Raw genomic sequence first — 8707 nt, 5'->3', positions numbered from 1 at the left:
CCGGCGACACCAGGTGCGTGCGCCCGCCTTTGCCTTGCCTGCCCTCGAAATTGCGATTGGACGTCGAGGCGCACCGCTCGCCGGGAGCGAGTTGGTCGGGGTTCATACCCAGGCACATCGAACAGCCTGCCTGCCGCCATTCCGCACCGGCGGCGGTGAGGATCTCACCCAGGCCCTCGGATTCGGCCTGAGCCCGCACCCGCATGGATCCGGGGACGACCAGCATCCGAACGCCATCGGCGACCTTGCGGCCCTTCAGCACGTCGGCGACCACGCGCAGATCTTCGATCCTGCCGTTGGTGCAGGAGCCGACGAACACCGTGTCCACCGGAATATCGCGCATCGCTGTGCCGGCCCGAAGGTCCATGTACGTCAACGCCTTTTCAGCGGCCTGACGTTCGCCCTCGTCGACCATCAGGTCGGGGTCGGGAACCGAACCGGCCAGGGGTACGCCCTGACCGGGGTTGGTCCCCCAGGTGACGAACGGGCTCAGCGTCGATGCGTCGATGTAGACCTCGGCGTCGAATTCCGCGCCGTCGTCGGTACGTAACCGGCTCCACGCGTCGACAGCGGCGTCCCAATCGGCGCCCTGCGGGGCATGGGGCCGACCGCGCAGGAACTCGTAGGTCGTCTCGTCGGGAGCGACCATGCCGGCGCGGGCACCCGCTTCGATGCTCATGTTGCAGATCGTCATCCGGCCTTCCATCGACAGCGACTCGATGGCACTGCCGCGGTATTCGATGACGTAACCCTGGCCTCCGCCGGTGCCGATCTTGGCGATCACCGCGAGGATGACGTCCTTGGCGCTGACTCCGGGCGGGAGCACACCGTCGACGTTGACGGCCATGGTCTTGAAAGGCCGCAGCGACAGCGTCTGGGTGGCCAGCACATGCTCGACCTCTGAGGTGCCGATTCCCATCGCCAGAGCGCCGAACGCCCCGTGGGTGGAGGTGTGACTGTCCCCACACACGACCGTCGTGCCGGGCTGGGTCAGCCCGAGCTGCGGCCCGATGATGTGCACGATGCCCTGCTCGACATCGCCCATCCGGTGCAGCCTGATGCCGAACTCCGCACAGTTGCGGCGAAGCGTGTCGACCTGCGTCCGGGAGATCGGATCGGCGATGGGCTGGTCGATGTTGATGGTCGGCACATTGTGATCCTCGGTGGCGATCGTCAGATCCGGCCGGTGAACCGGCCGGCCGGCCAGCCGCAACCCGTCGAAGGCCTGCGGGCTGGTCACCTCGTGCACGAGATGCAGGTCGATGTAGATCAGGTCCGGCTCACGTGCGGCACCCTCACCGGGTCCGGGAACAACAACGTGGTCGCTCCACACCTTCTCGGCGAGCGTGCGGGGCTGGTTCGTGACGGCCATCTTGACTATCTCACAATCTGGGACGCTAGTATCTCCTTGTGAGACAGGATAGCGGCATCGGCGTGCTGGACAAAGCTGTGGGGGTGCTGCACGCGGTGGCCCAGTCCCCGTGCGGTCTCGCGGATCTCTGCGAACGCACCGACCTGCCGCGGGCGACCGCCCACCGGTTGGCCGTCGGGCTGGAGGTGCACCGATTGCTGGCCCGCGACGGCGACGGGCAGTGGCGTCTGGGCCCCGCACTCACCGAACTCGCCGGGCACATCAACGATCCGCTGCTGTCCGCGGGCGCCGCGGTGCTGCCGCGACTGCGTGAACTCACCGGGGAGAGTGTGCAGTTGTACCGGCGCGAAGGCAGCGCCCGAATCTGCATCGCGGCGCTGGAACCCCCCTCGGGACTGCGCGATACGGTGCCGGTCGGAACACACCTGCCGATGAACGCCGGATCCGGGGCCAAAGTGCTTCTTGCCTACGCTGATACGGCGACCCAGCAGGCCATCCTGCCGTCGGCGACGTTCACCGACCGGACGCTGGCCGAGGTCCGCAGGCGGGGATGGGCGCAGAGTGCGGCCGAGCGCGAACCAGGCGTGGCCAGCGTGTCCGCACCGGTGCGCGACGGGCGGGGTGCGGTGATCGCCGCGGTGTCGGTATCCGGTCCGATCGACAGGATGGGCCGGCGTCCCGGAGCCAGGTGGGCGACCGACCTCGTCGCCGCCGCCGAGGCGCTGACGCGACGGCTCTGAGGCCGTCCAGAAGTGTTGTACCCCCGATGGGATTCGAACCCACGCTACCGCCGTGAGAGGGCGGCGTCCTAGGCCGCTAGACGACGGGGGCCAGAACTATTTTCGGAGCGTCAGCATAGCTCAGGTGAGAAAGCTGACCTAATCCGTTGCATTGGCTGGGGTACCAGGACTCGAACCTAGAATGGCGGTACCAGAAACCGCTGTGTTGCCAATTACACCATACCCCACTGGAAACCCATCACCGCTGGTCACAGGCCATTTCCCGATCCGAGAGCGCTGCGGCGGTGCCGCGCTGCGCCTTCGGGCGGGCCGACGAGCACACTACCAAATATTCGGCACTGATTTTCTCAGGCCTCCACCGAGGCGGCACCGGCACGCTCGCGGCCGGCCCGTAGCCGGTCCAGGCTGCGGTCACGGCCGAGCAGTTCCAGCGACTCGAACAGCGGCGGGCTCACCGACGAGCCGGTCACAGCGACGCGGACCGGACCGAACGCTTTGCGTGGTTTGAGCTCGAGGCCGTCCACCAGCGCCGCCTTCAGCGCCTCCTCGATCTCGGCGGTGGCCCAGTGCCCGACTTCCTCGAGTGCGGCCAGCGCAGCGCCGAGGACCGGCGCGGCGTCGGGCTTCAATTCCTTGGCCGCCGACTTCTCGTCGAGCACAAACGACGAGTCGTCGAGGAACTTGAGAAGCTCCCAGGCATCACCGAGCACCACGATCCGCGTCTGCACCAGCTTGGCCGCCTCGGCGAACTGCGTGTCGTCCAGTCCGGTGCGGTGGCCGTGTGTGGCGAAGAAGTCGGTCAGGCGTTGCGCGAACACCTCCTCGTCGAGCAACCGGATGTGCTCGGCGTTGATCGCGTCGGCCTTCTTCTGGTCGAAGCGCGCCGGATTCGAGTTGACGTCGGCCACGTCGAAGGCCGCCACCATCTCATCGAGGCTGAAAACGTCATGATCGTCGGCGATGCCCCAGCCGAGCAGAGCCAGATAGTTCAACAGGCCCTCGGGAATGAACCCGCGGTCACGGTGCAAGAACAGGTTGGACTGCGGGTCCCGTTTCGAGAGCTTCTTGTTGCCGTCGCCCAGAACACTTGGCAGATGAGCGAATTGAGGCACCCGCTCGGCAACCCCGATCCGGATCAACGCCTGATAGAGGGCGATCTGGCGCGGCGTGGACGGCATGATGTCCTCACCGCGCAGCACGTGGGTGATCTTCATCAGTGCGTCGTCGACCGGGTTGACCAACGTGTACAACGGTTCTCCGCTGCCGCGGGTCAGCGCAAAGTCCGGCACCGACCCCGCCGGGAAGGTCGTCTCGCCCCGCACGAGGTCCGTCCAGGACAGGTCGGTGTCAGGCATCCGCAGGCGCAACACCGGATTGCGGCCCTCGGCGCGGAACGCCGCGCGCTGCTCGTCGGTCAGGTCGCGGTCGAAGTTGTCGTAGCCGAGTTTCGGATTGCGGCCGGCGGCCAGGTGCCTGGCCTCGACCTCGTCGGCGGTCGAATACGCCTCGTACGCCTCGCCGGAGGTGACAAGTTTCGCGAGCACCTCGCGATAGAGCTCGGACCGCTGCGACTGCCGGTAGGGCTCATAGGGCCCACCGACCTCAGGCCCCTCGTCCCAGTCCAGCCCCAGCCAGCGCAGCGCGTCCAGGATCGCGGCATAACTCTCCGCGCTGTCACGCTGGGCGTCGGTGTCCTCGATCCGGAAGACGAACGTGCCGCCGGTGTGTCGGGCGTAGGCCCAGTTGAACAGCGCGGTGCGGACCAGGCCGACGTGGGGCGTGCCGGTCGGCGAGGGGCAGAATCGGACTCTGACGGGAGGATTGGTCACTGCTTTCCTTTTCGGACAACGGGATTGGAAAGCGTTCCGATTCCCGAGATGGTGATGCTGACGGTGTCCCCGTCCTCGATCGGGCCGACCCCCTCCGGCGTCCCGGTCAGGATCAGGTCACCCGGGAGCAGAGTCATCACCGCCGAGACCCACTCGACGATCGCCCCGACATCATGGATCATCAGCGCGGTGTTGGAGTCCTGGCGCGTCTCGCCGTTGACGGCGGTGCGCAGATCCAGATCACTGGGGTCCAGGTCGGTGACGATCCACGGTCCCACAGGGCAGAAGGTGTCGTGGCCCTTGGCCCGCATCCACTGCCCGTCCTTGCGCTGCTGATCGCGCGCCGACACGTCGTTGGCGATGGTGTACCCGAGGATGTTCTCGGCAGCCCGCGACGCCGGCACATCCTTGCAGGGGCGGCCGATCACCACGGCCAGTTCACCCTCGTGGTGCACCGGGTGCGCATCCGCGGGCAGCTGAATCGGGGTGTTGGGGCCGATGATCGAGGTGTTCGGCTTGAGGAAGATCACCGGATCCTCCGGCGCGGTGCCGCCCATCTCCGCGGCGTGCGCGGCGTAGTTCTTACCCATGCAGACCACCTTGCTGGCCAGGATGGGAGCCAGCAGCCGGACGTCGGCCAGCGGCCAACTCCGACCGGTGAACGTCGGATTGCCGAATGGGTGCTCGGCGATCTCCCTGCAGGTTGCTTCGTTCGGGTCACCTTCGATACTCACGAAGGCGACTCCGTCGGGACTGGCAATTCGGCCGAGACGCATTGCCACAGCGTAATGCCCGGGCCACCCGATCCGATCGGCACGGCGTCGACCGTGCGATGTATCTCATCAAGTGAGATATGAATTCTGCACCGTGAGACCTGTGTGCGACGATGGCGCCGTGTCCGTCTCGTCGGTGAGTGATTTCAGGCGCTGGTCGATGCTGGTGATCGCACTGTCGGCGACCCTGTGCGCGAACGTGTTCATCAACGGAGTGGCATTTCTCATCCCCACCCTCCACAGCGAGCGCGGTCTCGACCTGGCTCAGGCCGGGCTGGTGTCGGCCATGCCCAGCCTGGGCATGGTGGTGACGCTGATCGCATGGGGATACGTCGTGGATCGTGTCGGGGAACGCCTGGTGCTGGCGTTGGGTTCCGCGCTCACCGCCGCCGCCGCGTTCGCCGCCGCGTCGGCGGACTCGCTGGTCGCGATCAGCGTGTTCCTTTTTCTCGGTGGGATGGCCGCTGCGAGCAGCAATACCGCAAGCGGGCGACTGGTTGTCGGCTGGTTCGCCGCCGAAAAGCGGGGCCTGGTGATGGGAATCCGGCAGACCGCCCAACCACTGGGAGTAGGCCTCGGTGCGCTGGTCATCCCCCGAGTCGCGGAATCCCACGGCGTCGCAGGGGCCCTGCTGTTCCCCGCGATCGTGTGCTCGGCATCGGCGGTGGTATGCGCCGTGGCAGTTGTCGATCCGCCCCGGCCACCGCGCGCCGACGCATCGGCGGCCGATCTGGCCAACCCCTATCGGGACTCGCGGCTGTTGATGCGAATCCACCTCGTCTCGGTCCTGCTGGTGGTGCCGCAGGTACTGATCTGGACGTTCACGCTGGTGTGGTTGATCAGTGAACACGGGTTGTCGCCCGGATCGGCGGGCCTGCTGGTCACCGCGGCGCAGGTGCTGGGCGCCGGCGGGCGGATCGCGGCGGGACGTTGGTCGGACGCCGTGCTGAAGCGCTCCGGAGACGTACTCGGCGCACGCCTGCGGCCCATCCGGACGATCGCGCTCGCTGCGGCGGCGGCCATGGCACTGATGGCACTGACCGACTGGCTCGACTCACCGCTGAGCATCGGGTTGATGATGGTGGCATCGGTGGTCACCGTCTCGGACAACGGCTTGGCCTTCACCGCGATCGCCGAGATCGCCGGGCCGTTCTGGAGCGGCCGGGCGTTGGGCACCCAGAACACCAGCCAGTTGTTCACCTCCGGTCTCGTTCCGCCGTTGTTCGGAGCGCTGATCGGCGTCGCCGGTTACCCGGTCACCTTTGCGGTGTGCGCACTGTTCCCACTGATGGCGATCCCCGCGGTGCCCCTGACCTCCTCGCGCGTTAACCGGCTGAGCGAGTGAGCCGGCGCGGCAACACCATCAGCGCGGCAACCAGGAAGCACAGCGCCCCGACGAACGTGCCGAGGTTGGCCAGCAGCGCGTCGGCGGTGACCCCGGTGACCCGGACGAACGCGGCGAGCGCCGACACCCCGAACGCGACGCAGCCGATCAGGTTGATCGCGGACGCCCACCAGTCCCGAGACCGGAGTTCGAACAATCCCGTGGTGGCGCTGACAGCGACGAAACCGAGGACGCCGCTGAGAAGGAATGCGCTCGACCCCAACGCGTCCGGAGCCCACACAAACCGTCGTTCCGCGGTCACGGCGTGCGCCAGCACCGACGCGCCGGTGCTCAGGTTGAACAGCAGCGTGCCTGCGAATTGAACTGCAGCCGAGGATCGTTCGGCGGGAGAATGGTCGGACCCGGTGGCCTGCGCGAGCTGCATCCACGCGGCGGTGGTGAAGAACCACGAGCCGACGAAGCACAGCACGTTGGCGGCACCGGCACCGGCCCAGGCCGGGAAACCGGGAACGGTCGCCGTGGCGAAGAACGCCGAACCGATCGCGAACAGCCAACACTGCCGCGTCAGCGTCGCGAACCCTCCGGAGTTGCCTACAGCTTCCCCAGGATTCGTGCGCCCACGGCCGACGTGGACAGCTTCTCGTCGCCACGCGTCGCGAGATGCTCCTCGACGGCCTTGTCGACCCGCGCCGCGGCGCCGAGTTCGCCCAGGTGCGCCAGCAGCAGCGCCACCGACATGATCGCCGCCGTCGGATCCGCGATGCCCTGGCCCGCGATGTCCGGTGCGCTCCCGTGCACCGGCTCGAACATCGACGGATTCGTCCGCGTCGCATCGATGTTGCCGCTGGCGGCCAGGCCGATGCCGCCGCACACCGCCGCTGCCAGATCGGTGATGATGTCCCCGAAGAGGTTGTCGGTGACGATGACGTCGAACCGGCCCGGGTCGGTGACCAGGTGGATGGTGGCGGCGTCGACATGCAGGTACGCGACCTCGACGTCGGGATACTCCGGTGCCACCGCCTGCACCGTGCGCCACCACAGCGACCCGGCGTAGGTCAGGACGTTGTTCTTGTGTACCAGGGTCAGATGCTTGCGCCGCTGCTGCGCTCGACCGAATGCGTCCTGCACGACCCGGCGCACCCCGTAGGCGGTGTTGACGCTCACCTCGGTGGCGATCTCGTGGGGCGTGCCGACCCGGATGGCGCCACCGTTACCGGTGTAGGGCCCCTCGGTGCCTTCCCGGACGACAACGAAGTCGATCTCGGGGTCGCCGGCCAGTGGACTCTGCACACCGGGGTAGAGCCGGCCCGGCCGCAAATTGATGTGATGGTCCAGTTCGAACCGGACCCGCAACAGCAGCCCGCGTTCGAGCAGCCCGCTGGGCACCGACGGATCGCCGATGGCGCCCAACAGAATCGCGTCGTGCCCCTTCAACTCGGTGAGCACTGATTCGGGCAGCACCTCACCGGTCGCGTGGTACTGCCGGGCGCCGAGGTCGTACTCGGTCTTCTGCACGCCGGGCAGCACGGCGTCGAGCACCGTCAGCGCTTCGCCGATGACCTCCGGTCCGATGCCGTCGCCGGCGATCACGGCCAGTCTCATGAGAGATCCACCACTTCCAGCGTCACCGCGTTCACGTCGCGGCTGATCGCGGAGAGCACATCATCGGACACCTGACGGTCCAGCCGCAGCATGATCGTCGCGCCCTCGCCGTCGGCATCCTGACTGAGCTGCGCGGCAAGGATGTTGGCCCCGGCGCCGCCGAGCAACGTACCGATCTTGCCGAGCGCGCCGGGCTGGTCGTCGTAGTTGATGATCAGGTTGACACCCTCGGCGCGCAGGTCGAGGTTTCGGGCGTTGATCTGGACGATCTTCTCGACCAGCTGCGGGCCGGTCAGCGTGCCGGCGACGTTGACCGTCGACCCGTCGGCCCCGACCGCACGCACGTCCACGACGCTGCGGTGGTTGGGGCTCTCCGAGGCGGTGGTGATCGACGCTTCCACGCCGCGCTCGGCGGCCAGCGCCGGCGCGTTGACGAAGGTGACCTGATCCTCGATCACCGCCGAGAACAGCCCGCGCAGTGCCGAGAGTTTGAGCACCTCGACCTCTTCGCCGGCCAGCTCGCCGTAGACCTGCACCGACAGCGAAACCGGCAGTTCGCTCGACAGCACGCCGGCGAGCAGACCGAGCTTGCGCACCAGGTCCAGCCAGGGCGCCACCTCTTCGCCGACGACGCCACCGCCGACGTTGACGGCGTCCGGCACGAACTCCCCGGCCAACGCGAGCTTCACGCTGGCCGCGACGTCGGTGCCCGCCCGGTCCTGCGCTTCGGCGGTGGACGCTCCCAGATGCGGCGTCACCACGACCTGCGGCAGCTCGAACAGCGGACTGTCGGTGCACGGCTCGGTCGAGAAAACGTCGAGTCCCGCGCCGCGGACGTGACCGCTGGTGATGGCCTCGGCGAGCGCCGCCTCGTCGATGAGGCCACCGCGGGCGGCGTTGACGATGATGGCGCCCGGCTTGATCTTGGCCAGCGCATCCTTACCGATCAGGCCTGCGGTCTCCTTGGTCTTGGGCAGGTGAACCGAGATGAAGTCGGCGCGCGCCAGCAGTTCGTCGAGTGTCAACAGCTCGATGCCCAACTGCGC

The 8707-nt window shown here is 67.6% G+C and carries 8 protein-coding genes and 2 tRNA genes; 2 read left to right on the top strand and 8 right to left on the bottom strand.

The window, feature by feature from the left end; all coding sequences use genetic code 11:
* Positions 1 to 1372, bottom strand: a 1372-nt coding sequence (gene leuC / locus WA965_RS02660) for a 3-isopropylmalate dehydratase large subunit (RefSeq protein ID WP_526447031.1), incomplete at its 3' end; no start/stop codon positions are given.
* A 38-nt stretch (positions 1373 to 1410) separates the two neighbouring features.
* Between leuC and WA965_RS02655 the strand changes: the two genes are divergently transcribed.
* Positions 1411 to 2112, top strand: a complete 702-nt coding sequence (locus tag WA965_RS02655) for an IclR family transcriptional regulator domain-containing protein (RefSeq protein ID WP_178362146.1) — start codon at positions 1411 to 1413, stop codon at positions 2110 to 2112.
* Between the two features lie 18 nt (positions 2113 to 2130).
* On the opposite strand, the gene WA965_RS02650 is transcribed toward WA965_RS02655, so the two are convergent.
* The 4 genes from WA965_RS02650 to WA965_RS02635 all read right to left on the bottom strand — a co-directional run bounded on the left by WA965_RS02650 (position 2131) and on the right by WA965_RS02635 (position 4717).
* Positions 2131 to 2203 (bottom strand) — tRNA-Glu (locus WA965_RS02650).
* 61 nt (positions 2204 to 2264) lie between these two features.
* Positions 2265 to 2339: transfer RNA gene (locus WA965_RS02645), tRNA-Gln, on the bottom strand.
* Between the two features lie 120 nt (positions 2340 to 2459).
* Positions 2460 to 3941, bottom strand: coding sequence for a glutamate--tRNA ligase (gene gltX, locus WA965_RS02640; protein WP_526297349.1), 1482 nt, complete (start codon positions 3939 to 3941; stop codon positions 2460 to 2462).
* Entirely contained in the window at positions 3938 to 4717 is a 780-nt protein-coding gene (locus WA965_RS02635) for a fumarylacetoacetate hydrolase family protein (RefSeq protein ID WP_526297347.1), read from the bottom strand. The genes gltX and WA965_RS02635 overlap by 4 nt, the downstream gene beginning before the upstream one ends.
* Positions 4718 to 4874: 157 nt before the next feature.
* On the opposite strand from WA965_RS02635, the gene WA965_RS02630 reads away from it, so the two are divergent.
* Positions 4875 to 6059, top strand: coding sequence for an MFS transporter (locus tag WA965_RS02630; RefSeq protein WP_526297375.1), 1185 nt, complete (start codon positions 4875 to 4877; stop codon positions 6057 to 6059).
* Here the strand turns inward: WA965_RS02630 and WA965_RS02625 are convergent.
* From WA965_RS02625 to WA965_RS02615, 3 genes are all read right to left on the bottom strand, one after another.
* Positions 6040 to 6609: a hypothetical protein gene (locus WA965_RS02625; RefSeq protein WP_526297373.1), complete on the bottom strand. Its 570-nt coding sequence runs from the start codon at positions 6607 to 6609 to the stop codon at positions 6040 to 6042. The genes WA965_RS02630 and WA965_RS02625 overlap by 20 nt on opposite strands.
* A gap of 41 nt (positions 6610 to 6650) precedes the next feature.
* Positions 6651 to 7661, bottom strand: a complete 1011-nt coding sequence (locus WA965_RS02620) for a 3-isopropylmalate dehydrogenase (protein WP_526297345.1) — start codon at positions 7659 to 7661, stop codon at positions 6651 to 6653.
* Positions 7658 to 8707: NAD(P)-dependent oxidoreductase (locus WA965_RS02615; RefSeq protein ID WP_526447029.1), on the bottom strand; the 1050-nt coding region annotated here is incomplete at its 5' end. The genes WA965_RS02620 and WA965_RS02615, both read right to left, overlap by 4 nt.

It is taken from the genome of Mycobacterium sp. (genome assembly GCF_049683935.1).
Classification (GTDB): Bacteria; Actinomycetota; Actinomycetes; order Mycobacteriales; family Mycobacteriaceae; genus Mycobacterium.
This window is presented reverse-complemented; position numbering and strand designations above follow the sequence as displayed.